26 protein-coding genes are annotated in these 24,889 nt (G+C 70.4%); 14 read left to right on the top strand and 12 right to left on the bottom strand.

The annotated features are described in order from the left end of the window. Positions 1-37: 37 nt before the first annotated feature. Both ACRY_RS16395 and ACRY_RS16390 read right to left on the bottom strand, forming a co-directional pair. A complete protein-coding gene (locus ACRY_RS16395) occupies positions 38-982 on the bottom strand; it encodes a 3-keto-5-aminohexanoate cleavage protein (protein WP_012040305.1) in 945 nt (314 codons plus the stop codon). A 114-nt stretch (positions 983-1,096) separates the two neighbouring features. Continuing rightward, complete coding sequence (locus ACRY_RS16390) at positions 1,097-1,978, bottom strand: LysR family transcriptional regulator (RefSeq protein ID WP_081432896.1); 882 nt, start codon at positions 1,976-1,978, stop codon at positions 1,097-1,099. Positions 1,979-2,094: 116 nt separating this feature from the next. On the opposite strand from ACRY_RS16390, the gene ACRY_RS16385 reads away from it, so the two are divergent. Together ACRY_RS16385 and ACRY_RS16380 are read left to right on the top strand one after the other, a co-directional pair. Beyond that, positions 2,095-2,973, top strand: coding sequence for an aldo/keto reductase family oxidoreductase (locus ACRY_RS16385; protein WP_012040303.1), 879 nt, complete (start codon positions 2,095-2,097; stop codon positions 2,971-2,973). Between the two features lie 166 nt (positions 2,974-3,139). After that, positions 3,140-3,994, top strand: coding sequence for a DUF2189 domain-containing protein (locus ACRY_RS16380; RefSeq protein ID WP_012040302.1), 855 nt, complete (start codon positions 3,140-3,142; stop codon positions 3,992-3,994). Positions 3,995-4,064: 70 nt separating this feature from the next. On the opposite strand, the gene ACRY_RS16375 is transcribed toward ACRY_RS16380, so the two are convergent. Next, a complete protein-coding gene (locus ACRY_RS16375; RefSeq protein WP_012040301.1) occupies positions 4,065-4,952 on the bottom strand; it encodes a LysR family transcriptional regulator ArgP in 888 nt (295 codons plus the stop codon). Between the two features lie 74 nt (positions 4,953-5,026). On the opposite strand from ACRY_RS16375, the gene ACRY_RS16370 reads away from it, so the two are divergent. Then, a complete protein-coding gene (locus ACRY_RS16370) occupies positions 5,027-5,659 on the top strand; it encodes a LysE/ArgO family amino acid transporter (protein ID WP_007424325.1) in 633 nt (210 codons plus the stop codon). A 122-nt stretch (positions 5,660-5,781) separates the two neighbouring features. Here ACRY_RS16370 and ACRY_RS16365 read toward each other — a convergent pair whose 3' ends face one another. Next, on the bottom strand, positions 5,782-6,957 hold the full coding sequence (locus tag ACRY_RS16365; protein WP_007424324.1) for a fumarylacetoacetate hydrolase family protein: 1,176 nt from the start codon (positions 6,955-6,957) through the stop codon (positions 5,782-5,784). Between the two features lie 107 nt (positions 6,958-7,064). Next, complete coding sequence (locus ACRY_RS16360) at positions 7,065-8,426, bottom strand: amidase (RefSeq protein WP_012040300.1); 1,362 nt, start codon at positions 8,424-8,426, stop codon at positions 7,065-7,067. 184 nt (positions 8,427-8,610) lie between these two features. Here ACRY_RS16360 and ACRY_RS16355 point away from each other — a divergent pair, with 184 nt between their 5' ends. After that, positions 8,611-9,414, top strand: coding sequence for a tetratricopeptide repeat protein (locus ACRY_RS16355; RefSeq protein WP_013641012.1), 804 nt, complete (start codon positions 8,611-8,613; stop codon positions 9,412-9,414). A gap of 62 nt (positions 9,415-9,476) precedes the next feature. Here the strand turns inward: ACRY_RS16355 and speB are convergent, their stop codons facing one another. Both speB and ACRY_RS16345 read right to left on the bottom strand, forming a co-directional pair. Beyond that, entirely contained in the window at positions 9,477-10,391 is a 915-nt protein-coding gene (speB, locus tag ACRY_RS16350) for an agmatinase (protein WP_007423713.1), read from the bottom strand. A 28-nt stretch (positions 10,392-10,419) separates the two neighbouring features. Next, on the bottom strand, positions 10,420-10,869 hold the full coding sequence (locus tag ACRY_RS16345; RefSeq protein ID WP_012040298.1) for a hypothetical protein: 450 nt from the start codon (positions 10,867-10,869) through the stop codon (positions 10,420-10,422). A gap of 94 nt (positions 10,870-10,963) precedes the next feature. Between ACRY_RS16345 and ACRY_RS16340 the strand changes: the two genes are divergently transcribed. Both ACRY_RS16340 and ACRY_RS16335 read left to right on the top strand, forming a co-directional pair. Further along, the gene (locus ACRY_RS16340; RefSeq protein ID WP_012040297.1) at positions 10,964-12,637 is read left to right on the top strand and encodes a formate--tetrahydrofolate ligase; all 1,674 of its coding nucleotides are present in this window, start codon (positions 10,964-10,966) and stop codon (positions 12,635-12,637) included. A 13-nt stretch (positions 12,638-12,650) separates the two neighbouring features. Next, positions 12,651-14,741, top strand: coding sequence for a S9 family peptidase (locus tag ACRY_RS16335; RefSeq protein WP_012040296.1), 2,091 nt, complete (start codon positions 12,651-12,653; stop codon positions 14,739-14,741). A gap of 125 nt (positions 14,742-14,866) precedes the next feature. Here the strand turns inward: ACRY_RS16335 and dnaQ are convergent, their stop codons facing one another. Continuing rightward, entirely contained in the window at positions 14,867-15,544 is a 678-nt protein-coding gene (gene dnaQ, locus ACRY_RS16330; protein WP_012040295.1) for a DNA polymerase III subunit epsilon, read from the bottom strand. Between the two features lie 24 nt (positions 15,545-15,568). Further along, the gene (gene purU / locus ACRY_RS16325; protein ID WP_007422984.1) at positions 15,569-16,420 is read right to left on the bottom strand and encodes a formyltetrahydrofolate deformylase; all 852 of its coding nucleotides are present in this window, start codon (positions 16,418-16,420) and stop codon (positions 15,569-15,571) included. Positions 16,421-16,533: 113 nt separating this feature from the next. Here purU and ACRY_RS16320 point away from each other — a divergent pair, with 113 nt between their 5' ends. Then, entirely contained in the window at positions 16,534-17,148 is a 615-nt protein-coding gene (locus ACRY_RS16320) for a 2-hydroxychromene-2-carboxylate isomerase (RefSeq protein ID WP_012040294.1), read from the top strand. A 17-nt stretch (positions 17,149-17,165) separates the two neighbouring features. Here ACRY_RS16320 and ACRY_RS16315 read toward each other — a convergent pair whose 3' ends face one another. Further along, positions 17,166-17,867 (bottom strand): SDR family NAD(P)-dependent oxidoreductase, encoded by a 702-nt coding sequence (locus tag ACRY_RS16315; protein WP_012040293.1) that lies wholly within the window; start codon positions 17,865-17,867, stop codon positions 17,166-17,168. A 92-nt stretch (positions 17,868-17,959) separates the two neighbouring features. Between ACRY_RS16315 and ACRY_RS16310 the strand changes: the two genes are divergently transcribed. Both ACRY_RS16310 and coaE read left to right on the top strand, forming a co-directional pair. Beyond that, complete coding sequence (locus ACRY_RS16310) at positions 17,960-18,790, top strand: shikimate dehydrogenase (protein ID WP_012040292.1); 831 nt, start codon at positions 17,960-17,962, stop codon at positions 18,788-18,790. Then, positions 18,787-19,434, top strand: coding sequence for a dephospho-CoA kinase (gene coaE, locus ACRY_RS16305; RefSeq protein ID WP_012040291.1), 648 nt, complete (start codon positions 18,787-18,789; stop codon positions 19,432-19,434). Before ACRY_RS16310 ends, coaE begins: the two co-directional genes overlap by 4 nt. Here coaE and ACRY_RS16300 read toward each other — a convergent pair. After that, positions 19,415-20,632, bottom strand: a complete 1,218-nt coding sequence (locus ACRY_RS16300) for a polyhydroxyalkanoate depolymerase (protein WP_007422900.1) — start codon at positions 20,630-20,632, stop codon at positions 19,415-19,417. The two genes, coaE and ACRY_RS16300, sit on opposite strands and share 20 nt — an antisense overlap. 223 nt (positions 20,633-20,855) lie before the next feature. Then, positions 20,856-21,734, bottom strand: a complete 879-nt coding sequence (locus tag ACRY_RS16295; RefSeq protein WP_231295293.1) for a hypothetical protein — start codon at positions 21,732-21,734, stop codon at positions 20,856-20,858. Positions 21,735-21,847: 113 nt separating this feature from the next. On the opposite strand from ACRY_RS16295, the gene queE reads away from it, so the two are divergent. From queE to phbB, 5 genes are all read left to right on the top strand, one after another. Further along, positions 21,848-22,483, top strand: coding sequence for a 7-carboxy-7-deazaguanine synthase (gene queE / locus ACRY_RS16290; protein WP_012040289.1), 636 nt, complete (start codon positions 21,848-21,850; stop codon positions 22,481-22,483). A gap of 2 nt (positions 22,484-22,485) precedes the next feature. Further along, positions 22,486-22,842 (top strand): 6-pyruvoyl trahydropterin synthase family protein, encoded by a 357-nt coding sequence (locus ACRY_RS16285; protein ID WP_012040288.1) that lies wholly within the window; start codon positions 22,486-22,488, stop codon positions 22,840-22,842. Between the two features lie 10 nt (positions 22,843-22,852). Next, positions 22,853-23,323, top strand: coding sequence for an OsmC family protein (locus ACRY_RS16280; RefSeq protein ID WP_007422896.1), 471 nt, complete (start codon positions 22,853-22,855; stop codon positions 23,321-23,323). Then, positions 23,320-24,024: a GNAT family N-acetyltransferase gene (locus tag ACRY_RS16275; RefSeq protein WP_012040287.1), complete on the top strand. Its 705-nt coding sequence runs from the start codon at positions 23,320-23,322 to the stop codon at positions 24,022-24,024. The genes ACRY_RS16280 and ACRY_RS16275 overlap by 4 nt, the downstream gene beginning before the upstream one ends. 107 nt (positions 24,025-24,131) lie before the next feature. Next, complete coding sequence (phbB, locus tag ACRY_RS16270; RefSeq protein WP_007422894.1) at positions 24,132-24,854, top strand: acetoacetyl-CoA reductase; 723 nt, start codon at positions 24,132-24,134, stop codon at positions 24,852-24,854. Positions 24,855-24,889: the final 35 nt, after the last annotated feature.

The raw sequence follows: 24,889 nt of genomic DNA, 5'->3' as shown, positions 1-24,889 counted from the left end.
CCAATTCAGCCGATTATGTCGCAGCCAGGCCCGTCGCTCAGAACGCGACCCGGTCGGCGCCCTTGAGGGACAGGATCTGCCGCGCTTCGTCCGGCGTCGCGATCTCGAGGCCGAGTCCCTCGAGGATCTGCCGGACCTTGCGCACCTGCTGGGCGTTGGATTCCGCGAGCTGGCCGGGGCCGATCCAGAGCGAGTCCTCCAGCCCGACGCGGACATTGGCGCCCATCGCCGCGGCCTGCGCGGCGATCGGCATCTGGTTGCGTCCCGCCCCCAGGACCGACCAGCGATACTGGTCGCCGAACAGCCGGTCGGCCGTCCGCTTCATGTGCATCACGTCCTCAGGATGCGGGCCGATACCGCCGAGAATGCCGAACACCGTCTGGATGAACAGCGGCGGCTTCACCAGGCCGCGCCCGAGGAAATGCGCGAGATTGTAGAGATGCGCCGTATCGTAGCACTCGAATTCGAAGCGCGTGCCTGCCTCGCCGAGCGTGCGGAGCACGAATTCGATATCGCGGAACGTATTGCGGAAAACCAGGTCGCGCGAAGCCTCGAGCGCCTCCCGCTCCCACGGATGCTTGAAGTCCTTGAACCGGTCGAGCATCGGGAACAGGCCGAAATTCATCGACCCCATGTTCAGCGAGGCAACCTCCGGCCGGAACGTCGCGGCCGGCTGCACCCGCTCCTCGACCGTCATGTAGGGCGCGCCGCCCGTGGTCAGGTTGATGACGGCGTTGGTCCGCTGCTTCACCCGTGGCAGGAAGCGCCCGAATGCCTCAGGCGACTGATCGGGCCTGCCGGTTTCCGGATCACGCGCATGCAGATGCAGGATTGCCGCCCCCGCCTCCGCGGCAGCGACCGCCGAATCGGCGATCTCCTCCGGCGTCACCGGCAGATGCGGCGACATGCTCGGCGTGTGTATGGCGCCGGTGATGGCGCACGTGATGATGACCTTCCGCCCCGTTGCGCCCGATAGGCTCATGACCGACCTCCCTGTCCACCGTGTCTTACCAAGCAATCCCGTCAGCCGGCAAACCTCGCCGGACGCGCGACCGTTGGTGCGCCCGCTTCGACAAGACGAAGGCGGCGGCCGGGCCTATCCACCGGCCTGCCGCAGGAAATCGACAAACGCCTTGAGCGGCGCCGGCAACAGGCGCCGGCCTGAATAATAGAGAAACGGGCCGGAAAACGCCTGCCACCACGGTTCCAGGACCGGCTCGAGCATGAAGCTGTCGAGATGCGGCCGCAGCCAGTCCTCGAAGAGATAGATGATTCCGGCACCGGCAAGGGCCGCCGAAATCGCAAGATCGGCGGCGGTTCCGGAACTGACCAGCAAGGGGCCGGCCGGATCGATCTTCACGATCTCGCCGTCGCGCTCGAACTCCCAGGGTGGCATCGCGCCGCTGCGGAACCGGCCCCGTATGCAGGCATGGGCGAGCAGGTCGCGCGGGTGCGCCGGCCGGCCCCGCCGGTCGAGATAGGCGGGGGCGGCGGCCGTCGCGAAACGCTGGACGCGCGGGCCGATCGGCACGGCGATCATGTCCTGTTCCAGCCGCTCGTCATAGCGGATCCCGGCGTCGCACCCCGCCGCGACAAAGTCGACGAAATCATCCTCGGCAACGATCTCCACCCGGATCTCCGGGAACGTGGCGAGAAAGGGCGGAAGAATGGAAGGCAGGACCAGCCGGGCCGCGCTGACGGGGACATTGAGCCTCAGTGTTCCGGCGGGTCGGGCACGGAAGACGTTCACCACATCGAGCGCGTCCTCCACCTCCCGCAATGCCGGGCCGAGCCGTTCGATGAGCTGCGCCCCCGCCTCGGTCGGCACGACGCTTCGTGTGGTCCGGTGCAGCAGCCGCACGCCGAGCGTGGCCTCGAGCCGGCGCACCGATTCGCTCAGGGCCGACGCGCTGGCGCCGCTGACGCGCGCGCCTTCGCGGAAGCCACCGGCACGCGCCACGGTCATGAAGGCGTTCAAGGCGTCGAGATCAGGTCCGATTGTTCATGTTCCCGCACAAGCCGTATGGATTGTAGCGGATTATCATGCGGATGGTCAGTCGCCAGCTGTGATCCATCCACAGCATGGAGAAGATCATGTCCAGCATAGACCCGTCCGGCACCTTCACCCTCGGCGACCGGCCCGTCAGGCGCCTCGGCTACGGCGCGATGCAGCTCGCGGGGCCGGGCGTTTTCGGCCCGCCCCGGGACCCCGAGGCTGCCCGCACGGTATTGCGCGAAGCCGTGGCCGCCGGGGTCAATCACATCGACACCGCCGATTTCTACGGCCCGCACGTCACCAACCAGCTGATCCGCGAGGCGCTGCATCCCTACGCTGACGACCTCGTCATCGTCACCAAGGTTGCCGCGCGCCGCGGCGATGACGGCTCCTGGCTGCCGGCCCTTGCGCCCGCGGAACTGACCCGGGCCGTTCACGACAATCTCCGCAATCTCGGCCTCGAACGGCTGGAGGTCGTCAATTTCCGCAGCATGCACGCCGTGCACGGCCCGGCCGAGGGCTCGATCGAAGAACCGGTCTCCGTCCTCGCCGAACTGCAGCGGCAGGGGCTGATCCGCCATGTCGGGCTGAGCAACGTGACGCCCGGACAGATCGCGGAAGCCCGCCGGATCACCGACATCGTCTGCGTCCAGAACCACTACAACCTGGCGCATCGCGACGACGACGCCCTGATCGACGCGCTGGCGCAAGAGCGGATCGCCTATGTGCCGTATTTCCCGCTCGGCGGCTTCACGCCCCTGCAGTCATCGAAACTCTCCTCGGTGGCCGGACGCCTCGGCGTGCCGCCGATGCAGGTGGCGCTGGCCTGGCTGCTCCGGCGGTCTTCGAACATCCTGCTGATCCCGGGCACGGCATCGGCGGATCACCTGCGGCAGAACCTGGCCGCCGCGGGCCTCGATCTGTCGGCGGCCGACTGCGCCGAACTGAACGACATCCAGGGCGCCGAACCGGCATGACCTGATCGCCCCGCGTCCCCGTCGCCCGCGGCGGGCCGGCGAAAGCCAACCGCCGCCGCTCGCCTCTGCCATGCGACCGGAGCATGACGGTTGCGGCGCGCCCGTCGGTTGTTCCGCGGGGCGCGAAGCACCACCCAATCTTTCGAGATCCGGGGGGAGTGTCGCCATGCATATCCGCAATCCGATCGAATGGGCGCTGTCGGCGCCGGGGCACGCCGTGGAGGAAATTGGCGCCGCCGATGGCGAGACCTACTGGGCCGAGGCGAAGACGCTTCCGGTGAACATCCGCCGGATCGGCATCGAGGATCTGGCCGTGGCGCTGCGCCGCGGGTTCGAGGATTTCGAAGCCGACCGAACCGATATCGTCGTCCTCGCCCTCGTCTTCCCGATTGCCGGTCTCTTCCTCAGCGCCGTCGTCGCGAACGGACATCTCCTGCCGCTCGTCGTGCCCCTGGTGGCCGGCTTTGCCCTGATCGGGCCGCTGGCGTCGGTCTGGCTGATGGAATTGAGCCGCCTGCGCGAAACCGGCCGCACGCCGAGGGTGATCGAGGCCGCCGGCATTCTGCGTTCGCCGCAGATCGGCGCGATCCTGGCGATGGGCGGCCTGCAGATCCTCCTCCTGCTCCTGTGGCTCGGGGCGGCGGAATTCATCTACATCCGGACCCTCGGGGCGGCCGAACCGCGGTCCTTCGCGGCTTTCGTGGCGGCGGCACTGACCACGCCCGCCGGCTGGGCGATGATGGCCGCCGGGCTTTGCACTGGCTTCGTGTTTGCGGTCGCGGCGCTGGCCATCGGCGTCACGTCCTTCCCTCTGCTGCTCGACCGACCCGCCGACATGCCCGCGGCGCTCGGGATATCGATCCGGGCGCTGCGGCGGAATCCGGCAATTCTCGGCCTGTGGGGACTGATCGTCCTGGTCGGCCTCGCACTGGGCGCCGTTCCCGGATTGCTCGGCATCGCCATCGTCCTGCCCATCCTCGGGCATTCCACCTGGCATCTCTACCGGCGCATCATCGACTGAGCGGCGGCGGCCAGGAACGTGCGTAGCGCCGGCGTCACCAGGCCAGACCGGCGGCCCATAGGGGCGAACATCAGTCGTCGAGCCATTCGGTGGCGGTGGCGCAAACCGCGCGGGTCAGTGTCTCCAGCGCCCTGGCGTGCAGACGGGCCACGGTCCAGTACAGCTTCACGTCGATCCGCAGGCCGGGCGGCAATTCGGTCAGACGCCCGGCGGCGAGATGCGGCTCGGCCAGCGGCGCCGGGTGCAACCCCCAGGCCAGCCCGGCGATGCAGAGATCCAGAAAGGCATGTGTCGAGGGAATCCAGTGCGTCGGCGCGGCAAGCTCGACGCCGTGCGCCTCCGACGCCCAACGCGCCTGCCACGCGTCCCGCCGGTCGAACCGCATATGCGGTGCCCGCATGAGCGTGTCCCGGTTCACGCCCCCGGCAAAATGCCGCGCCATGAAATCCGGGCTGGCGCAGGAGACATAGGGCAGCGCGCCGAGCAGGATCGTCCGGCAGCCCTGCACGGGTTCGGGATCGGCCGTCACCGCGGCCAGCACCTCGCCCGAGCGCAGCCGGTCGGCCGTATGGGCCTCGTCATCCAGCGCGAGGTCGAGCAGGATCCCCGCGCCGCGCCCGAACGCGGCGGCCGCCTGAGGAAACCAGGTTGCCAGGCTGTCCGCATTCACGGCCACTTTCAGCGTGAGCGGCGAGACCGCCCCCGTCAGGGCGAGGGCCGGCGCCAGATCGTCCTCGAGAAGCCTGACCCGATCGAGATGCGCGCAAAGGGCACGGCCCATATCGGTGGGAACACAGGGTTGCCCGCGGACGATCAGAACCGAGCCGAGCCGTTCCTCAAGGCCGCGCACGCGCTGGGAAACCGCCGAAGCGGTGATTCCCAGCGCGTGCGCCGCGCGTTCGAAGCTGCCCTCGCGGATCACCGCGCCGACGGCGGCCAGGGCGGAATAATCAAGCATCTCTGAAGTATCGCTTAATCGACCTTAGAAAAACAAGCTGTCCTAATGTGCGGGCCAGCCTCATAGATCCACGCATGACAAATCTTCTCCCCCCGTTCCTCACCGGGTTCGCGTCCTCCGCGGCACTCATCGTCGCGATCGGCGCCCAGAATCTCTTCGTGCTGCGGCAGGGGCTGCGGCACGAGCATGTCGGCCCGATCGTGCTGTTCTGCGGCGTCGCGGATGCCGTCCTGATCGTGGCCGGCGTGAGCGGCGTGGGCGCCTTTCTGGGCGCCGCGCCCCAGTTCACGGCATTGCTCGCCCTCGGCGGCGCGGCGTTCCTCGCCTCGTACGGCCTGATCGCATTGCGCCGGATGCTGGTTCCCGCCGCGGTCACGATGGCCGAAAACGGCAGCCTCACCCTACGCCGCGCCCTCGCCGCCACGGCGGGGTTCACGTTCCTGAACCCGCATGTCTACCTGGATACGGTGCTGCTGCTCGGCACGATCGGATCGGCGCAGCCCGCCCCCCTGCGTCCGATTTTCGTCCTTGGCGCCGTCTGCGCCAGTTTCTCCTGGTTCACGGCGCTGGGCTACGGCGCGCGCATCCTGAAGCCCGTCTTCGCAAGGCCCGCCGCATGGCGCGTGCTGGATGCCCTGGTCGGCATCACGATGCTGGCGCTTGCCGCATCGCTGATCGTCCGCGTGGTTCTGGGGTCGGCGCCCTGATGTCGTCCCCCTGACCGCGAGATACCGAGGGCCGCCGATCCAGCGCCGCGCGACGCGCCGCCGCCGGTCGGAGACGCGCCAACCACCTCAGCGCGGGCGCAGGCGAATCGGGCCTCAGCCGATCAGAGCAGGCCGCGCGCGGCGAGGCTGCGCATCAGGTCGAGCGTGCCGAAGCTCCAGGGCGCGCAATCCGGGCAGGGCCGCACGCGGTTGCGCAGCCGCCCCAGCCGGGCGGAGGCGATGGTGACGAGATCGCCGTCCTTGTGGGTGAAGCCCTCGCCCGGCCGGTCGCGGTCCTGGATCGGCGCGAACATCGTCCCCAGCATCAGCACGAACCCGTCCGGATACTGGTGGTGCGCCCCGGCGGCGGCCTCGACCAGATCCGCCGGATCGCGGCTGATCTCGGTCATCGAGCTCATCCCCTCGAGGCGGAACCCGTCCGCCCCCTCGACCGTGAGGTCGAGCCGCGCGCGGCGGACATCGTCGAGCGTGAAGCCCGCGTCGAACAGCCGCACGAAGGGGCCGAGGCCGCAGCTCGCGTTGTTGTCCTTCGCCTTGCCGAGCAGCAGCGCCGAGCGGCCCTCGAAATCGCGCAGGTTGACGTCGTTGCCGAGCGTCGCTCCCACGATCCGCCCGGCCGGCGAGACCGCGACGACGATCTCCGGCTCGGGATTGTTCCAGCTCGAACCGGGATGGATGCCGACATGCGCGCCGAAGCCCACCGCGCTCATCGGCTGGCCCTTGGTGAAGATCTCGGCATCCGGGCCGATGCCGACCTCGAGATATTGCGACCACAGGCCGCGCTCGATCAGCGCCGCCTTCACCGCCATCGCCTGTTCCGAGCCGGGGCGCAGGGCACGCAGGTCGGCGCCGATCAGCCGGTCGAGATCGGCGCGGATCTGCGTCGCCTTCTCCGGCGCGCCGCGCGCCTGTTCCTCGATCACCCGCTCCAGCAGGCTGACCACGAAGGTGACGCCCGAAGCCTTGACCGCCTGCAGGTCGACCGGCGCGAGCAGCCAGGGGCGCGACGGATCGCGCGTCGCCTCGTCGCTGTTGGCGAGAATCTCGTCCACGCGCCCGATCGTCTGCCCCGCCGCCGCGCGGGCGTGCCCGGCCGGGTCGTCGAGGGCGAACAGCGCGGAGGACGTCGGCACCGCGCGGCTGGTGATGTCGATCAGCTCGGCGCCGCGCAGCGCCACCACCACCGGCCCCACGCCGGGCAGCCAGGCGCGGCCGACCAGGGCCGCGCGGTCGGCATCCTCGGGCAACGCGTCGTCCACACGGATCGGGTCTGTCATCTGCGGTCTCCCCCTGTCATTGGCCGGTCAGGCTCCGCCGAGCATAGAGCGCCACGGCGGTGGCGCAACGCGACGGCGGGAATGGGCGCCCTGCGCGGCGCGCCCGGTCAGGCCGGGCCGAGCGCCTCGATCGCGGCGGCGATGGCGAAGATCCACCGGTCCGTCTCCGCCACGCCGCAGACCATCAGCCCCACCGGGGCCGCGCCGGGCGCATTGAGCGGCAGCGAGATCGCGCAGCCATCGATCATGTTGATCAGCGTCGGGTTGCGCAGCACCCGCAGATTGGCCGCGGTGAAGGCCGCGTCGTCGTCGAGATCGGCGATGCGCGGCGGCAGGATGGCGACGGTCGGCATCAGCAGCGCGTCATGCGGGGCGAGCCGCGCCCGCGCCCGCGCCACCAGATCGGCGCGGCCGGCCAGCAGGTCGATGTAATCCGCCGCCGAAAGTTCCGCCCCCCGGCGCAGCCGCACCAGCACGCGCGGATCATACGCCTCGGCACCGCGCGCCAGCAGCGGGCGATGCCAGGCATGGCTCTCCGCCGCGGTCAGCCCGCCGCGCGCGTTCAGCTTCGCGACCTCGGCGAATTCCGGCATGGCGATGGTCTCGATCCGCGCCCCCGCCGCGGACAGGCGGCGCAGCGCCGCGTCGAACCCGGCGGCGACCTCGTCATCCAGCGTATCGAGCGCGACGTCGCGCGGCACCGCGAGCCGCAGCCCGGCCAGTTCCGCCGGCGCCGGCGGGGCTTCCGGCGTGCCGGCCATGATCGAATCGAGCAGCGCGCAGCAGCCCACCGAGCGCGCCAGCGGCCCGACCGAGTCGAGCGAGGACGAAAGCGGCACCACGCCCTCGCGCGGAATCCGCCGCGCCGTCGGCTTGAAGCCGACGAGATCGTTGAACACCGCCGGAATCCGGCACGAGCCGCCGGTGTCGGTGCCGATGCCGGCATGCGCCATCCCCGCCGCCACCGCGACCGCCGAGCCCGAGGACGAGCCGCCCGGAATCCGCCGCTCCTCGCGCCGCCAGCGCGCCGGCGGCGTGCCGTAATGCGGGTTGGTGCCGATGCCGGAATAGGCGAACTCGGTCATGTTGGTGCGGCCGATCGGCACGAAGCCCATCCGCCGCAGCCGGGCGATCGCGGGCGCGTCCTGCGCCGCCGGCCCGCATCCCGCCAGCACCTTCGAGCCGGCGCGGGTCTCCTGCCCCGCCATGTCGAACAGGTCCTTCACCGCGATCGGGATGCCGGCCCAGGGCGAGGGCGCCATGCCGGCGCGGCGCATCGCGTCGAACCCCGCGGCCGCCGCCCGCGCGCCCGCCGCATCGACCGAGATGAAGGTCAGCGCCCCGTCCCCCGCCGGATCGGCGATCGCGGCGAGGCAGTCCTCGACCAGTGCTGCGGCGGTGGTGCGCCCCGCTTCAAGGTCGCGGGCAAGACGGTCGAGCGTGGGCAGGCGGGACTCTCTGTCGGTCATCGGGATCGGCTCTCCTGTGCGGCGTCGGCGCAAGTCTCGCCGCGCGGCGCGAAGCTGTCGAGACCCGGCAGGCGACCGGCGCGGCACGCCAGCGCACGGATCTGTGATTTGCAGCGCCCCCTGCCTATATTGGCGGCACGGGCTGGCGCTTTTTCCCACCACCACCGGCCCGCGGAGGTCCCTAATGAAGGGGTTGAAGATCTTTCGCACCATCCTGCTGGCGGCGGCCCTGTTCGCGGGGGCCGGGCTGTCCCTCGCCCCGGCGCGGGCGGCATCGCCCACGCCGCAGCAGATCCAGGCGCTGATCGCCGGCGGCCATCCCGACGCCGCACTGGCCGATCTGCGCGGCGCGCTGCGCGCCCATCCGCAGAGCGGCGTCGCCTGGTACCTGAAGGCCGAGGCGGAGGACGCGACCGGCCGCATCGCCGCCGCGCGCGCCTCGCTCGCGCGCGCCGAAGCCTATGCGCCCGGCCTGCCCTTCGCCGATCCGGGCCGCGTCGCCGCGCTGAAGGCGCATCTCGCCGCCGCCCCGGCCGCGCCGCGCAGCGGCGTGCACGTCCATCCCGCGGTGCTGGTGATCGGCGGGCTCGTGGTGCTGTTCCTGCTGGTGCGCTGGTTCGGCCATAACCGCCGCGCGATGCAGGCACCCTGGCCCGGCGCGCCCGGCTACGGCCCCGGCGGCATGCCACCGAACGGTGCCCCGCCCTATGGCGCTCCCGGTGGCGGGATGGGCGGCGGCTTCGGCGGCGGCGGGCTCGGCAGCTCGCTGATGACCGGTCTCGCCGCCGGCGCCGGCTTCGCCGCCGGCGAGCGTATCATCGACGGACTGGCCGGCGGCAGCCACGCGGGCACGCCGATGATCGATCCCTCCGGCGGCGACCCCGGTGCCCCGCCGCCCGACCGCGATGACGGCCTGCTCGGCAATCCCGGCTGGGACAGCGGCGATGCCGGCGGCGGCAACGATTTCGATCCCGACAACAACTGGTAGGCCGGCGCGCCTGAACGCGCGGCGTCAATGGCCCGGCATCCCCCGATGCCGGGCCTTTCGTTTCAGCGCCCCTGCGAGGCGAGCAGGGCGAGATACTCCCACACCATCGTCGCCCCGGCCAGGGCGGTGATCTCGCTCACGTCATAGGCCGGCGCGACCTCGACGAGATCCATGCCCACGAAATCGATCCCGCCGAGCCGGCGCAGCAGCGCCTGCGCCTGCCACGATGCCAGCCCGCCGATTTCCGGCGTGCCGGTGCCCGGCGCGAAGGCGGGATCGAGACAGTCGATGTCGAAGCTGAGATAGGTCGCCCCCGTCCCCGCCACCGCGCGGATCCGTTCGGCGACGCGGTCCACCCCCTGCTCATGCACGTCCTGCGCCGAGAGGATCGTCACCCCCTGCGCCAGCGTCCAGTCATGCGCCTCGTTGAGCAGCGGCGAGCGAATGCCGATCTGGATCATCCGGCGCGGATCGACCAGCCCCTCGTTCAGCGCGTGATAGAACACCGAGCCATGGCTGTAGACCTGGCCGAAATTCTCGGCCCAGGTGTCGGCATGGGCATCGAAATGCACGAGCCCGACCGGCCCGCCGCGCGCCTTCGCCAGCGCGCGCAGCAACGGCAGGGTGATGCCGTGCTCGCCGCCCAGCGCCACCAGATGGCCGATCTGCGCCGCCTGCGCCTCGATCAGCGCGAGGCTGCCCGGCAGATCGCCGAGGGCGATGGCGAAATCCCCGGCATCGGCAAGGTCCATGTCATCGACCATGACGCGGTAGTGCGGATGGTGGTTGCCCGCCAGCATGCGCGAGGCGACGCGGATCGCCGCCGGGCCGGACCGCGTGCCCGCGCGGTTGGTCACGCCGACATCGAGCGGAATGCCGGCCACCACATGGGCCGCGTCGCGCGCGCGGCGATCGAGCCCGAGAAAGGTGGGAAATGTCGCGAAAGTCGGCGCGTCGGCGCCCTGAAACTGTGTCATGGGCGCAGACTAGCAGTCGGTTCGCGGCCTAGTCGAGCCGCGGTTCGATCCGCCGCGGCGGCACGCCGCGCGGCGCCGGACTACGGGGGCGGGGGGCTTCGCGGCCGAGGGGTTCACGCGCCGGCGCCTCGCGCGGCGGGGCCGGGCGGGGCGGCTCGGGCATCGGCGGTGGCGGCGCGGCGGCGGCCGGACGCCGGACCGCCGGGCGGTCATACCCCGCGGCGCTGCGCGGCAACGGGTCGTAAAGCCCGTCATCCACGGTCACGCCGCGCAGCGGTTCCGGCAGCCGCATCGTCAGGATGCGCAGTTCCTCCTGCACCTGATCGAGCTGTTCCTCGATCGCCTCCAGGCGGGATTTCACGCCGAACACCGAGAACGGCATCGCCAGCATCGCCAGCGCATAGAGCAGGCCGACGAGCAGCAGCACCAGCCCGAGCCAGGCAGGCATCCAGGCCGGGAAGGAGAACGGCAATGTCATGAGCGCTATTTACCGGTGCGGGACACCGCACGGCAAGCCTTGCCTTCCCCATGGCCGCGCGGACATAAGACGGAAAGGAAAAACGGGAGGATTCATGGCGTCGGATCTGGACATCGCACGCGCTTCACGCCTGCGCCCGATCGGCGAGATTGCCGCCGCCGCCGGCATACCGGCCGAGGCGCTGATCCCCTATGGCCGCTACAAGGGCAAGGTGGATGGCGGCTTCATCCGCTCGCTCGAAGACCGGCCGGACGGCGCGCTGGTGCTCGTCGTCGGCATCAGCCCGACGCCCGCCGGCGAGGGCAAGACGACGACCTCGATCGGCCTCGGCGATGCGCTGCGCGCCGCCGGCGCAAAGGCGATGATCGCCCTGCGCGAGCCCTCGCTCGGCCCGTGCTTCGGCCAGAAGGGCGGGGCCACCGGCGGCGGCCGCGCCCAGGTCGCGCCGATGGAGGAGATCAACCTTCATTTCACCGGCGATTTCCACGCCATCACCAGCGCCAACAACCTGCTCGCCGCGATGCTCGACAACCATGTCTACTGGGGCAACGAGCTTGGCATCGACCCGCGCCGGATCGCCTTCCGCCGCGCCATCGACATGAACGACCGCGCCCTGCGCCAGACGGTTCTCGGCCTGGGCGACGGGGCGAACGGCGCCGCCCGCGAGCAGAAATTCGACATCACCGTCGCCTCCGAGGTGATGGCGATCTTCTGCCTCGCCCGCGATCTCGACGACCTGCAACGCCGCCTCGCCCGCATCGTCGTCGCCGAGCGGCGCGACGGCTCGCCCGTCACCCCGGCCGATCTCAAGGCCGTCGGCGCCATGGCCGCCCTGCTGCGCGACGCGCTGCAACCCAACCTGGTGCAGACGCTGGAAGGCACGCCGGCACTGGTCCATGGCGGGCCCTTCGCCAACATCGCCCATGGCTGCAACTCGGTCATCGCCACCCGCACCGCGCTCAAGCTGGCCGACATCGTGGTGACCGAGGCCGGGTTCGGCGCCGATCTCGGCGGCGAGAAATTCCTCGACATCAAGTGCCGGCAGGCCGGGCTCGCGCCCTCCTGCGCCGTCGTCGTCGCGACGATCCGGGCGCTGAAGATGCATGCCGGGGTGGCCAAGGCCGATCTCGGCGCCGAGAATCCCGGCGCGGTCGCGCGCGGTGCCGCCAATCTGCGCCGCCACGTCGCCGCCATGCGCGCCTTCGGCCTGCCGGTGATCGTCGCGATCAACGGCTTCGTCACCGATACCGGGGCCGAGCGCGAGGCCCTGCGCGCAGCACTCGACGAGGATGGCGGCGCGCGGATCTGCTTCTGCACCCATTGGGCCGATGGCAGCGCCGGCGCCACCGACCTCGCGCAGGCGGTGATCGAGACGATCGCGGCGAAATCCGCCCGCTTCGCCCCGCTCTACCCGGACGACATGAAGCTGCCGCACAAGCTGCGCACCATCGCCCAGCGCATCTACGGCGCCGACGACATCGAGCTCTCGCCGCTGGCGGCCAAACGCCTCGCCCGGTTCGAGGCGCAGGGATACGACCACCTGCCGGTCTGCGTCGCCAAGACGCAGTACAGCTTCACCGCCGATCCGGCCCGCCGCGGCGCGCCCACCGGCTTCACCGTGCCGATCCGCGATGCCCGCCTCTCCGCCGGCGCCGGCTTCGTGGTCGCCCTCGCCGGCGATGTCATGACCATGCCCGGCCTGCCGCGCATCCCCGCCGCCGAGGCGATCGGGCTCGACCCCGATGGCGCGATCCATGGCCTGTTCTGAGCGTAGGGCCCCCATGAACACGCCGAACGCGCCCCAACCCACCCCGCCGGCGGCCGCGCGCAAGCCGGTCCGCATCGAACAGCTCGGCCGGGTGCGGACCGATGACTATGCCTGGCTGCGCGATGCCAACTGGCAGGCGGTGCTGCGCGACCCCGCCGCCCTCGATCCCGAGATCCGCGCCCATCTCGTTGCCGAGAACGCCTATACCGATGCCGTGCTCGCCGGCACCAAAGACCTCCAGACGACGCTGCTCGCCGAAATGAAGGGCCGGATCAAGGACGACGACTCGACCGTGCCCGCGCCGCACGGCCCCTACGCCTATTACCGCCGCTTCGATCCGGGCGCCGAGCATCCGGTCATCGCCCGCACGCCCCGCGCCGGCGGCGCCGAACAAGTGCTGCTCGACCTGCCAGCGCGCGCGAAGGGCCATGCCTTCTTCTCCGCCCCGGCGGTCGCGCACAGCGACGACCACCGCCTGCTCGCGTGGGCGGAAGACACCCAAGGGTCGGAAGTCTACCGCATCCATGTCCGCGAGATCGAAACCGGCGCCGAGCCCGCCCCGCCGATCGAATCCTGCAGCGGCGATTTCACCTTTTCCCCCTGCGCGCGCTTCATCTTCTGGGTCTTCCGCGACGATCACGGCCGGCCGACCAAGGTGTTCCGCCGCGCCCTCGCCGATGGCGGCGACACGCTGGTCTACGCCGAGCCCGATCCCGGCTTCTTTCTCGGCGTCGAGACCAGCCTGTCCGGCGGCTCGATCCTCGTCTCCGCCGGCAACCAGGACACCAGCGAGGTCTGGCGCATCCCCGGCGACGACCCGACCGCGCCGCCCGCGCTCATCGCCCCGCGCGAGCCCGGCCTGCGCTACGATGTCGATGATGCCGGCGACCGGCTGATCATCCGCACCAATGCCGACGGCGCGGTGGATTTCAAGCTGGTCGAGGCGCCGCTCGATGCCCGGGGCCGTGCGCACTGGCGCGACCTCGTGCCGCACCGGCCGGGCCGCTACCTCGTCGGCGCCTTCGCGCTGAAACACCACATCGTCCGGCTCGAACGGATCGAGGCGAACACCCGCATCATCGTCGCCCCGCGCGATGGCGGCGCCGAGTGGGAGATCGCGCAGGACGAGCCGGCCTATGTGCTGCGCGCCGAATCCGGCCTCGAATACGACACCGCGACGATCCGCTACGTCTATTCCTCGCCCACCACCCCGCGCCAGACCTTCGACTACGATCTGGCCACCCGCACGGCGATCCTGCGCAAGACCCAGGACATTCCCTCCGGCCACGACCCCGCGCGCTACGAAACACGGCGCATCGACGCCATGGCGGCCGATGGCGCGTCGATCCCGGTGACGGTGCTGATGCGCCGCGGCCAGGCGCTGGACGGCGCGGCCCCGCTGCTGCTCTACGGCTACGGCGCCTATGGCATCCCGATGGAGCCGTGGTTCCGCACCTCGATCCTCTCGCTGGTCGATCGCGGCTGGATCTTCGCCATCGCCCATGTCCGCGGCGGCACCGAGAAGGGCTGGAACTGGTTCCTCGGCGGCCGCGCCGCGCACAAGATGAACAGCTTCACCGATTTCATCGCCGCCGCCGAGGCGCTGATCGGCGGCGGCTATGCGCGGGCGGGGAACATCGTCGCCCAGGGCGGCTCGGCCGGCGGGCTGCTGGTCGGCGCCGCCTTCACCATGCGGCCGGATCTCTGGGCCGGGGTGATCGCCGAAGTGCCCTTCGTCGACGTGCTGAACACGATCTCGGATGACACGCTCCCCCTCACCCCGCCGGAATGGCCGGAATGGGGCAACCCGATCACCGATCCCGCCGCCTATGACACGATCGCCGCCTATTCGCCCTATGACAACCTGGCGGCGCGCGCCTACCCGCCGATCCTGTGCACCGGCGGCCTGTCCGACCCGCGGGTGACCTACTGGGAGCCGGCGAAATTCGTCGCCCGGCTGCGCGCGCTTGCCACCGGCCCCGCGCCGGCACTGCTCAGGATCGACATGGAAGCCGGCCATGCCGGCGCCGCCGGCCGGTTCGACGCGCTGAAACAGACCGCGCTGACCTACGCCTTCGCGCTCTGGTCGGTCGGCGCCGCCTGATTCAGAGCATCATCTGATCAGATGGAGTCATCTGATCGGATAAAGATGCTCTGTTTATCAATGTGGTAGAGCACTACATCCGATCCGGATGGATCGGAAAGTGCTCTACAGCATCATCTGATCGGCTACTGCTCCAGCCGCCAGACCGGCTCCTTCAGCTTCTCGATGAACGCCTCGTGCGCGGCCAGCTCCGCCGCACTCGCGACGACCGGGCGCGGCGTGCGCGGCCCCTCGCTGCGATATTCGACGAGGCGGATCGTGCTCTCGGCGGCAAGGTCGAGCCCGCGCTGCCGCCCGCCGGTCAGCTCGACATAAACCTCCGCGAGCAGCTTGCAGTCGAGCAGCGCGTTATGGGTGGTGCGGGCGGAGAAATCGATGTCGAAGCGCCGGCACAGCGCGTCGAGCGAGTTCGGCATCCCCGGAAAGCGCTGCTTGGCCAGCGCCAGCGTGTCGATCATCCTCGCCCTGTCGAGGGCGGCGCGGCCGATGCGGGCGAACTCGGCGTCGAGAAAGCCGAAATCGAACGGCGCGTTATGCGCGACCAGCGGATCCTCAGCGAAGAACTCCAGCAATTCGGCGGCGATCTCGGCGAATTTCGGCTTGCCGGCGACATCGGCGCTGGTCATGCCATGCACCCGGCTCGCCTCGGCGGGAATGTCGCGTTCGGGGTCGATCAGCGTGTGGAACACCTTGCCGGTCGGCAGGTCGTTCCACAGCTCGATCGCCGCGACCTCGATCACCCGGTCGCCGCCAAGCGGCTCCAACCCCGTCGTTTCCGTATCGAACAGCACCGCGCGCGACATCGCCGTTTTCCCCCCCTTTTTGCTCTAGCCGGCGAACACCACCGTCTTGCTGCCGCTGATGAACACCCGCCGCTCCAGATGGCCGAGCACGGCGCGCGCCAGCACCCGGCGCTCGATGTCGCGCCCCTTGCGCACCAGCGCCTCCGGCGTGTCGCCATGCGAAATGCGCTCGACATCCTGCTCGATGATCGGCCCCTCGTCGAGCGCGGTGGTGACATAATGCGCCGTCGCGCCGATCAGCTTCACCCCGCGCGCATAGGCCTGGTGATAGGGCTTCGCACCCTTGAAGCCGGGCAGGAAGGAATGGTGGATGTTGATGCAGCGCCCGGCCAGCTTCGCCACCAGCCCGTCCGACAGCACCTGCATGTAGCGCGCCAGGATGGCGAGTTCCGCGCCGCTCTCGCGCATCAGCCGCCACACCTCGGCCTCCTGTTCCATCTTGGTATCCGGCGCGATCGGCAGATGATGGAAGGGAATCCCGTCGAGATCGAGATGGGCGTAGCTCTCGCGCGGATGGTTGGCGATCACGCCGACAATGTCCATCGGCAGTTCGCCGATCCGCTGCCGATAGACCAGGTCGACCAGGCAGTGATCGAACCGCGAGACGAGGATCATCGTCCGCATCCGGTGCCCGCTTGGGGTGATCTCCCAGTCCATCCCGAACTCGCGCCCGACCGCGGCGAACTCCGCCTCCAGCCCGGAGGAAGGCGCGTCGCCCACCGGGGCAAACACCACGCGCATGAAGAAGCGCCCGCTCGCCCGGTCGTCGAATTGCTGCGCCTCGCGGATGTCCTGCCCGTGCGCGTGCAGGAAATGGCCGACGGCGCCGACAATGCCGGGCCGGTTGCGGCAGGAAAGGGTCAGGATGGAGCTCATGCGGTTCGGTCTCTCCGGAGTGCGGTGGTCGCCGCCGGGCCGCCCTTGGCGCCGGCACGCTGCTTCCCTATCAACATGGGCGCAGCACGCAAGCAGCGCGGAGGAAAACGCCCATGGCCGCCACCATCACCTATGTCTTCACGAGCCATTCCCCCTGGACCTATCTCGGCCACGCCGCCTTTCTCGACATCGCCCGCCGCCACGGCGCGACGGTGGAGTATCGCCCGGTGCCGCTCGGCGCGATCTTCGCCGAAACCGGCGGCCAGCCGCTGGCCAAGCGCCACCCGGTCCGCCAGCGCTACCGTCTGGTCGAGCTGCAACGCTGGCGCGCCCGCCGCGGCCTCCCGCTCAATTTGCACCCGCAATTCTTCCCGGTGGACCCGGCGCTGGCGGATCGCCTGGCCATCGCCATCGCGGAAGCCGGCGGCGACCCCGACCCGTTCCTCCGCCGCGTCTTCGCCGCGGTCTGGGCGGAGGAGCGCAACCTCGCCGATCCTGAAACCATCGCCGACCTCGCCGCCGCGTCCGGCATCGCGCCCGAACTCCAGGCCCGCGCCGGCGCGCCCGAGATCGCCGCCGCCTATCAGCGCAACCGCGAGATGGCCGAGGCCGCCGGCGTGTTCGGCGCGCCCTCCTACATCCTGAATGGCGAGCTGTTCTGGGGCCAGGACCGGCTCGACCTGCTGGACGACGCGCTGGCCACCGGCCGCCCGCCCTATACGGCCTGATCCGCCGGGGCCCTCACCTACCACGGCACCGCCTCGCCGCGATGGTCGAAAAACCCGCCGCTCTCGGCTGGGGTAAGCCGGTCGATCACCGCCAGCAGCCGCGCCGCCGCCACCTCCGGCGCCTGCACGTCGAGCCCGGCGGCGGCGAACGGGGCGGAAAGCCCCGTCGCCACCGTGCCCGGATGCAGGGCGACGCAGATCGCCGCCGGCGACCGCCGCGCCAGCTCCACCGCGGCCGTCCGCACGAACTGGTTCAGCGCCGCCTTCGACGCGCGATAGCCATACCACCCGCCGAGCCGGTTATCGCCGATGCTGCCGACCCGGGCCGACAGCGTGGCGAACACCGCCCGCCCCTCGCGCGGCAAGGCGGGCAGCAGATGCTTCATCAGCAGCGCCGGGCCGATCGCGTTCAGCGCGAAGCTGCGGGCGAGGCGGCACGCATCCAGCTCGCGCAAGCTCTTCTCCGGCATCTGTGCTTCATCGTGCAGGAAGCCGGTGGCATCGATCGCAAGGCGAATGGCCCCCCGCGCCGCCACCGCCCGCACCGCTTCGGCAATGCTGGCCTCATCGAGCAGGTCGAAGCGCGGCGCGCTGCCCCGCCCGAGCCCGATCACCGCGGCGAAACGCCGATCGCCCGCAAGGGCCGCCACCAGCGCGCCGCCAATGCCGCCGCCCGCGCCGAACACCACCGCCACATCATCCCGTCCCGTTGCGTCCATCGCATCCCTCCGCCCTGTCGCGGATATGGCGCGGAACCGCCGGCGCGAAACCGCCCCTTGCCGCCGGCGCCGCTTCATGATCGAAACAGCTCATGATCCTTTCCGGCCACGCACGCCTCGCCGGGGTGATCGGCTATCCGGTCGCCCATTCCCGCTCGCCCCGCCTGCACGGCACCTGGCTCGAACGCCACGGGATCGACGGCGCCTATCTCCCGCTCGCCATCGCCCCGGACGATTTCGCCGCCTGCGTCGCCGCGCTGGCGAAAATGGGCTTCGCCGGCGCCAACGTGACGATCCCGCACAAGGAAGCCGCCTTCGCCGTGTGCGACCGCGTGGCCGACAGCGCGCGGCGCGCCGGGGCGGTGAACACGCTCGTCTTCACGCCCACGGGGATCGAGGGCGCGAATACCGACGGGTCGGGCTTTCTCGCCAATCTGCGCGCCCATGGCGTGAACCCCGCCGCCGGCCCGGCGCTGGTGCTCGGCGCCGGGGGGGCGGCGCGGGCCATCGCTACCGCGCTGCAGGATGCGGGGGCGGTGGTCACGCTGTGCAACCGCTCGCCGGAGCGCGCGGTGGCGCTCGCGCGGGATTTCGGCCTCGTCCACATCCCCTGGGAGGCGCGGTCGGCGGCGCTGGCGGACCACGCGCTGGTGGTCAACACCACCTCGCTCGGCATGGCCGGGCATAATCCGCTCGAACTCGATCTCGCCCGCGCCGCTCCCGGCATGGCGGTGGCGGACATCGTCTATGTCCCGCTGGAAACACCGCTGCTGGCGGCGGCGCGGGCGCGCGGCCTCGTCGCGGTCGAGGGGCTCGGGATGCTGCTGCACCAGGCGGTGCCGGGCTTCGCCGCCTGGTTCGGCGTCACCCCGGTGGTGGACGATGCGCTCTACCGCGCCGTCGCGGCCGACCTGATGGGATGAAGATCATCGGCCTCACCGGCGGAATCGGCATGGGGAAATCCACCGTCGCTTCACTCTTCCGCCGCCGCCACGTGCCGGTGTTCGATGCCGATGCCACGGTCCGCGCGCTGCAGGCGCCGGGCGGGGCGGCGCTTGCGCCCATCGCGGCGGCGTTTCCCGGCGTGGTGCGCGCCGGCGTGCTCGACCGCGCCGCCCTGCGCGCGCATGTGCTGGCCGATCCCGCCGCGCGGCGCCGTCTGGAAGCGATCATGCACCGCATGGTGCGCGCGGCGGAGACAAAATTCCTCGCCGCCGCCCGCAGGCGCGGCGCCCGCGCCGTGCTGCTCGACATTCCGCTGCTGTTCGAAACCGGCGGCGAGGCGCGGGTCGATCTCGCACTCACCGTCTCCGCGCCGCGCGCGGTGCAGATCGCGCGGGTGCTGCGCCGCGGCCTGCCCCACGCCGAGATCGAGCGGATCATCGCCCTGCAAATGCCGGATGCCGAAAAACGCCGCCGCGCCGATGCGGTGATCGCCACCGGCCTGTCCCGCCACCACACAGTGCGGCGCGTCCGCCAGCTCATGGCGACGCATGTGTTTCGCCCCGCGCCGCCAGCCCGCCGCCCCAGGCGGTTCCGCCAGCCGTTCAGCCGGCGGCGGCGATGACCTCGCGCAGCTGCGGATAGATCTCGTTCGCCCAGCGCGAGCCCGAGAACACGCCGTAATGGCCGACGCCGAGCTGGAGATGGTTGCGCTTCTGCGCCGGTTTCAGCCCGGTGCAGAGATCGAGCGCCGCGACCGACTGGCCGGGCGGGCAGATATCGTCCCGCTCGCCCTCGACGGTGAAGACCGATGTCTTGCGGATCGCCGCCGGGCGCACCGTCTGGCCGCGCCAGCTCAGCTGGCCGCGCGGCAGATCGTGCCGCTGGAACACGCGCTCGACGGTTTCGAGATAGAATTCCGCCGTCAGGTCCATCACCGACTGGTATTCGTCGTAGAACTTGCGATGCGCCGCCTCGCTCGCGTCATCCTCGGTGACGATGGCGCGGAACTGGCGCAGATGCGCGCCGATATGCCGGTCGAGATTCATCGACACGAAGGAGGCGAGCTGCACGAAACCGGGATAGACCGCCCGCCCTGCCCCGGCGAAGCGGCGCGGCACGGTGGTGATCAGGTTGCTGCGGAACCAGGCGATGTCGCGGGTCTTGGCGAGATCGTTGACCTTCGAGGGGTTGCGCCTGGTATCGATCGGCCCGCCCATCAGCGTCATGCTGCGCGGCGCCGCCGGATCGCCGGCCTCGGCCATCAGCGCGGTCGCGGCGAACACCGCCACCGCCGGCTGGCACACGGCGACGACATGCGCCCCCGGCCCGATTTCGCGCAGGAAGTCCATGATATGCGCCACATATTCATCGAAGCCGAAGCGCCCCGCGCTCACCGGAATGTCGCGCGCGTTCTTCCAGTCGGTGATGAAGACGTCGTGATCCTGCAGCATGACCTCGACGGTGTTGCGCAGCAGGGTCGCGAAATGGCCCGAAAGCGGCGCCGCGATCAGCACGCGCGGGCCGGGTGAGGCAGTCTCCTTGCGGAAATGCAGCAGGTCGCCGAAGGGCGTTCCGCTCACCACCGTCTCGGTCACGGGAATGTCCCGCCCGCCGGCGCGCACGCTGGCGATGCCGAACTCCGGCCGGCTGTGGGAAATGCCGCTATTGCCGAAAATCTCCAGTGCGGCGCGCGTCGCAACCGGCAGGGTCGGGATTCCCGCCGGCGGCGTCAGCAGGTCGATCAGCGGCGCCATCGCGCGCGCCGCCATCCGGAACGGGGCCAGAAGATCGTCCTGCGTCTGGTAAAGGTCATACATCATGGGCGCAAACCGCCTTTCTCGTCACGCCAGTCTGGCGCCGAAAAGTTCAAGGTTCCGTAAACGGATTCGGGACTGCGGACGCAGCTCACCCCGCCATTCGGCATAAATCTGCCCTGCATCCGCCGGAGTCCCCCTGCCGCTCCCGGGCCGATTCGCGTGGCACGGGCATCGTGTTACATTCCTTTTACAATATGGGTGAAGTCTCGCCAAAAAGAAAGCGCTGTCATGCGCGGCCGCGCAGACGGTGCAGCGCCCGCCGCAGCGGGAAGAGGGCCCGCCACATCGTGCTGCGCTCGATCGTCTCGGCATGCCGCCGCGCCGCCGCCGCGGCACCACTCGCCTCGGCCAGCCGCCCCTCCAGCGCGGCCATTTCCCGGCGAAGCCGGCCGATTTCGCGGTTCAGCGCCACCCTGTCCAGCCGTTCGAGCGTCGAATCCCGCCCGCCCGGCCCCACCCTCACCTTTGCCGGGTCGGCAACGCGGGCATGCGCGGCCCGGGCCGAAGCGGCATCCACGCTCGCCGGAAGAAGCGGGGCGAGCGCGCGGTAGAGATAGTCCGCGTCCTCGACGAGGCGCGGGAACGAAACCATCACCACCTTCACCTCCGCCGCGACGAGCCGCTCCAGCAGATGGTGGAAGCCGAGGGCGAGCACCCGCGCCTGGTCGAGCGGATGCAGCGAATAGACGATCCCGCCCGGCGTCCGCCCGCGATGCGCCCAGGGCCGTTCCATCACCGCCGGCCAGTCGGGCTCGGCCGCCATGTCGCGCAATTCGAGAATGGTCCGGCTCGCCGCCACGTCCATCAGGTCGCGCATCGGCACGATCACGCCATCCAGCACGATGCCCGGATCGGCCAGCAACTGGTCGATGAACTCGGACACCCAGGGCGATTTCACGACATAGGGCATGTCCGCATCCAGCGCGGGCAGCGGCAGGTTTTCCGCGCCGGCATTGGCCTCCTCGTCCCAGGCCGCATGCTCGCCGAAGCGGGAGAAATGCGTCTCCATCCCCAGCGCGTCGAACCAGCGGACGAGGAAGGACGTGCCGCTCCGCCCGGTCCCGGTGATCAGCAGATGATGCTTCGGCGAGTTCGTTGCGTTCATGCGCATGATCGTGCCGGGACGGGCGCGCCGGATCAAGCCGCGCCGCGCGGCGATGGCGGCAATGCCGTGCTCCCTGTCGCCAGAGCGGCGGATGTGCGGTAGATGCCGCCATCATGGCCTATAGCGTGAAGGAAATCTTCCCCACCCTGCAGGGCGAGGGGCGCAATGCGGGCCGCGCCGCGGTGTTCTGCCGCTTCGCCGGCTGCAACCTGTGGTCCGGCCGGGAGGAGGACCGCGCCAGTGCGACCTGCCGCTTCTGCGACACCGATTTCGTCGGCACCGACGGACCGGGCGGCGGCCGCTTCGCCGATGCCGCCGGTCTCGCCCGCGCCATCCAGGCCGCCTGGTCCGCCGCCTGCACCCGCGACGCCCTCGTCGTCTTCACCGGCGGCGAACCGCTGCTCCAGCTCGATGCGCCGCTGATCGAAGCGGTGCATGACGCCGGCTTCGAAATCGCGGTCGAGACCAACGGCACGATCGAACCGCCGCCGGGCATCGACTGGCTCTGCGTCAGCCCCAAGGAAGGGGCCGAGCTGGTGGTGCGCCAGGGGTCGGAGCTCAAGCTGGTCTATCCCCAGAAGGAGGCGACACCCGAGCGCTTCGCCGGGCTCGATTTCGCGCATTTCCTGCTCCAGCCGATGGACGGGCCGGATCGCGCGGCCAACACGCGCGCCGCCATCGAATACTGCCTCACCCATCCGCAATGGCGTCTGTCGATGCAGACCCACAAATATCTCGGCATCCCCTGACCATGCACGAAATCACCAAGGAATTCCGCTTCGAGGCGGCCCACACGCTGCAACGCCAGATCGCCGCCGAGGCGAGCCGCCGCATCCACGGCCATTCCTACCGCGCCACCGTCACCCTGCGCGGCGCGCCGGATGCGAGCGGCATGCTGATGGATTTCGGCAGGCTCGGCCAGCACCTCGCCGCGATCCGCGAGGCGCTCGACCACCGCTTCCTCGACGAGGTGGAGGGCCTCGGCCCGGCAACGCTGGAAAACCTCGCCCGCTTCATCTGGACGCGGCTCGCGACATCCTGCCCGGGCCTCGCCCGCGTCGCCGTCTTCCGCGATTCCGAAGGCGAATCCTGCGCCTACAGCGAATAGGGACACAGGCTTGAGCCGGCTGCACCGCTACGCCACCACCCTGCGCTGGACCGGCAACCGCGGCACCGGCACCAGCGCCTACGCCGCCTATGGCCGCGACCACGAGGTGGAAGCCGACGGCCGGCCGGACCTCGCGCTGACATCCGATCCCGCCTTCCGCGGCGATCCCGCGCGCTGGAACCCCGAACTGCTGCTGCTCGCCTCGCTCTCCTCCTGCCACCAGCTCTGGTATCTGCATCTCTGCGCCGAGGCCGGGATCGCCGTGCTGGCCTACGAGGATCGCGCCGAGGCGGTGATGGAGGAGGAAGCCTCCGGCGCCGGCCGGTTCGTCGAGGCCATCCTGCGCCCCGTCGTCACCATCGCGCCAGGCAACGACGCCGCCCGCGCCGCCGCCCTGCACCGCGACGCCGGAGCAAAATGCTTCATCGCCCGGTCGATGAACTTCCCGGTCCGCCACGAACCCGAGATCCGCACCGCATGACCGAAACCAACGCCTATGGCCAGATCGTCGGCGCGCCCGTCCCCGGCTGGACGCCGCGCCCGCTTCCCGACGCCGCCGGTTTCGAGGGGCGCTATTGCCGGCTGGAACGGCTCGACCCCGCACGCCACGGCGCCGGCCTCATCGCCGGATTCCGCGCCGCACCGGACGACCGGGACTGGACCTGGTGGCGCACCGCCCGCCCGGCGGACGAGTCCGCCTTCCGCGACTACGTCGAGGCCAACGCCACAACCCCCGGCCGCGTCGCCTATGCCATCATCGAGGCGGCAAGCGGCCAGCCCGCCGGCCACGCCGCCTTCATGAACATCGCCGCGGCCAACGGCGCGCTGGAGATCGGCTCGATCAACTTCACGCCGCTGCTCCGGCGCCACCGCGCCGGCACCGAGGCACTGTTCCTGATGCTCCGCCACGCCTTCGACGACCTTGGCTACCGGCGCGTCGAATGGCAGTGCAACAGCCTGAACCTGCCCTCCCGCGCCGCCGCCCTGCGTCTCGGCTTCACCTTCGAGGGCATCTTCCGCCAGAACGCCGTCACCCAGGGCCGCAACCGCGACACCGCCTGGTTCTCCATCCTCGATTCCGAATGGCCCGACCGGCGCGCCGCCCTCGATGCGTGGCTCGCGCCGGACAACTTCGACGATGCCGGCCGCCAGCGCCGCAAGCTCTCCGCCTTTCGGACATGAAACTACGCTAACCGATTGATTTCGATCATGGACAGTCCTCCGGAACCAGTCCAGACTGCCTCCCGCTTCCGATTGTCGGACGCCTGATCCACAGGGAGGATTTCAGCATGTCACGAATTGCACTCGTCACCGGCGGCACGCGCGGTATCGGCGCCGCCATCAGCGTCGCGCTGAAGGCGGCCGGCCGCACCGTCGTCGCCACCTATGCCGGCAACCAGACCGCGGCCGAGAATTTCACGGCCGTCCACGGCATCGAGACGGTGAAATTCGACGTCGGCGATTTCGAGCAGACCATCGAGGCGATCGGCCGCGTCACCAGCCGCCTCGGCCCGATCGAGATTCTCGTCAACAATGCCGGCATCACCCGCGACGCCACCCTCGCCCGCATGACCCGCGACATGTGGGATGCGGTGATCGACACCAATCTCGGCTCCTGCTTCAATCTCTGCAAGGCGACCTTCGACGGGATGAAGGAGCGCAAGTTCGGCCGCATCGTGAACATCGGCTCGATCAACGGCCAGGCCGGCCAGTACGGCCAGGTGAACTACGCCGCCGCGAAATCCGGCATCCACGGCTTCACCAAGGCGCTGGCGCAGGAAGGTGCCCGCTTCGGCATCACCGTCAATGCCATCGCCCCCGGCTATGTGGATACCGACATGGTGCGCGCCGTGCCGCCGGAAGTGCTGGAAAAGATCATCGCGAAAATCCCGGTCGGCCGCCTCGGCCATGCCGAGGACATCGCCCGCGGCGTGGTCTTCCTCACCGCCGACGAGGCCGATTTCATCACCGGCTCGACCCTGTCGATCAACGGCGGCCAGCACATGTACTAACGCTCTGCTCCGGCCCCGGTTTTTCCGCCGGGGCC

The organism is Acidiphilium cryptum JF-5 (assembly GCF_000016725.1).
Taxonomy (GTDB): domain Bacteria; phylum Pseudomonadota; class Alphaproteobacteria; order Acetobacterales; family Acetobacteraceae; genus Acidiphilium; species Acidiphilium multivorum.
This window is presented reverse-complemented; position numbering and strand designations above follow the sequence as displayed.

Excerpts from the sequence above, each read along its gene's own strand:
- ACRY_RS16395 (WP_012040305.1), bottom strand. The coding sequence starts at position 982 with ATGAGCCTATCGGGCGCAACGGGGCGGAAGGTCATCATCACGTGCGCC.
- ACRY_RS16385 (WP_012040303.1), top strand. The coding sequence starts at position 2,095 with ATGTCCAGCATAGACCCGTCCGGCACCTTCACCCTCGGCGACCGGCCC.
- ACRY_RS16380 (WP_012040302.1), top strand. The coding sequence starts at position 3,140 with ATGCATATCCGCAATCCGATCGAATGGGCGCTGTCGGCGCCGGGGCAC.
- ACRY_RS16375 (WP_012040301.1), bottom strand. The coding sequence starts at position 4,952 with ATGCTTGATTATTCCGCCCTGGCCGCCGTCGGCGCGGTGATCCGCGAG.
- ACRY_RS16370 (WP_007424325.1), top strand. The coding sequence starts at position 5,027 with ATGACAAATCTTCTCCCCCCGTTCCTCACCGGGTTCGCGTCCTCCGCG.
- ACRY_RS16365 (WP_007424324.1), bottom strand. The coding sequence starts at position 6,957 with ATGACAGACCCGATCCGTGTGGACGACGCGTTGCCCGAGGATGCCGAC.
- ACRY_RS16360 (WP_012040300.1), bottom strand. The coding sequence starts at position 8,426 with ATGACCGACAGAGAGTCCCGCCTGCCCACGCTCGACCGTCTTGCCCGC.
- ACRY_RS16355 (WP_013641012.1), top strand. The coding sequence starts at position 8,611 with ATGAAGGGGTTGAAGATCTTTCGCACCATCCTGCTGGCGGCGGCCCTG.
- speB (WP_007423713.1), bottom strand. The coding sequence starts at position 10,391 with ATGACACAGTTTCAGGGCGCCGACGCGCCGACTTTCGCGACATTTCCC.
- ACRY_RS16345 (WP_012040298.1), bottom strand. The coding sequence starts at position 10,869 with ATGACATTGCCGTTCTCCTTCCCGGCCTGGATGCCTGCCTGGCTCGGG.
- ACRY_RS16340 (WP_012040297.1), top strand. The coding sequence starts at position 10,964 with ATGGCGTCGGATCTGGACATCGCACGCGCTTCACGCCTGCGCCCGATC.
- ACRY_RS16335 (WP_012040296.1), top strand. The coding sequence starts at position 12,651 with ATGAACACGCCGAACGCGCCCCAACCCACCCCGCCGGCGGCCGCGCGC.
- dnaQ (WP_012040295.1), bottom strand. The coding sequence starts at position 15,544 with ATGTCGCGCGCGGTGCTGTTCGATACGGAAACGACGGGGTTGGAGCCG.
- purU (WP_007422984.1), bottom strand. The coding sequence starts at position 16,420 with ATGAGCTCCATCCTGACCCTTTCCTGCCGCAACCGGCCCGGCATTGTC.
- ACRY_RS16320 (WP_012040294.1), top strand. The coding sequence starts at position 16,534 with ATGGCCGCCACCATCACCTATGTCTTCACGAGCCATTCCCCCTGGACC.
- ACRY_RS16315 (WP_012040293.1), bottom strand. The coding sequence starts at position 17,867 with ATGGACGCAACGGGACGGGATGATGTGGCGGTGGTGTTCGGCGCGGGC.
- ACRY_RS16310 (WP_012040292.1), top strand. The coding sequence starts at position 17,960 with ATGATCCTTTCCGGCCACGCACGCCTCGCCGGGGTGATCGGCTATCCG.
- coaE (WP_012040291.1), top strand. The coding sequence starts at position 18,787 with ATGAAGATCATCGGCCTCACCGGCGGAATCGGCATGGGGAAATCCACC.
- ACRY_RS16300 (WP_007422900.1), bottom strand. The coding sequence starts at position 20,632 with ATGATGTATGACCTTTACCAGACGCAGGACGATCTTCTGGCCCCGTTC.
- ACRY_RS16295 (WP_231295293.1), bottom strand. The coding sequence starts at position 21,734 with ATGAACGCAACGAACTCGCCGAAGCATCATCTGCTGATCACCGGGACC.
- queE (WP_012040289.1), top strand. The coding sequence starts at position 21,848 with ATGGCCTATAGCGTGAAGGAAATCTTCCCCACCCTGCAGGGCGAGGGG.
- ACRY_RS16285 (WP_012040288.1), top strand. The coding sequence starts at position 22,486 with ATGCACGAAATCACCAAGGAATTCCGCTTCGAGGCGGCCCACACGCTG.
- ACRY_RS16275 (WP_012040287.1), top strand. The coding sequence starts at position 23,320 with ATGACCGAAACCAACGCCTATGGCCAGATCGTCGGCGCGCCCGTCCCC.
- phbB (WP_007422894.1), top strand. The coding sequence starts at position 24,132 with ATGTCACGAATTGCACTCGTCACCGGCGGCACGCGCGGTATCGGCGCC.